This window comes from Anabaena sp. CCY 9910 (assembly GCF_963920875.1).
Classification (GTDB): domain Bacteria; phylum Cyanobacteriota; class Cyanobacteriia; order Cyanobacteriales; family Nostocaceae; genus Trichormus; species Trichormus variabilis.
Genome location: NZ_CAWUDJ010000122.1, coordinates 1 through 448, shown reverse-complemented (window position 1 = coordinate 448; position 448 = coordinate 1). Strand labels below are relative to the sequence as shown.

Here is a 448-nt window from a genome sequence, read left to right as displayed (position 1 = left end):
CGCGCGCGCATGCCAGGCGGCAAGCGATTGCGGGTAGGCTTGCGCCCCATGCTCATGCTCTCCAGGCGTCAGGGGTCCATTCGGCATTGGCCGGCTCGGCCGCGCGCTGGCGCTGGCCATCCACGGCACTGCGCGCGACTATAGCCCGGCCGGCACGGTTCACGTGCGCCGGGTAGCCGTGGGCAAGCAGCCATTCCACCTGCAGGACAGGGTAGGGCTTGCCCTTGGTGCCGCGCCGGATGCCGGTCATCTCGGCCACCTCGGCCGGGCTCAGGAACATGTCGGCGGCCGGGGCTTGGTGTTGGGCTGCGTGTGCCATCACATCTCCTTCTTGTCGGTGTCGGCGCGGCGGAACTCCACGACCCAGACCCACGGGTTGCTGTTCCAGGATTCAGGGCCGTTGATCTGAGACCACAGCAGCGAGAAGCTGGCGCGCCCGTACCCCTGC

At 69.0% G+C, this 448-nt stretch carries 1 protein-coding gene; it reads right to left on the bottom strand.

The genetic code is table 11. The features are described 5' to 3' along the window. Nucleotides 1–52: 52 nt before the first annotated feature. The gene (locus ACM5QX_RS29560) at nucleotides 53–319 is read right to left on the bottom strand and encodes a DUF4224 domain-containing protein (RefSeq protein WP_054434304.1); all 267 of its coding nucleotides are present in this window, start codon (nucleotides 317–319) and stop codon (nucleotides 53–55) included. Nucleotides 320–448: the final 129 nt, after the last annotated feature.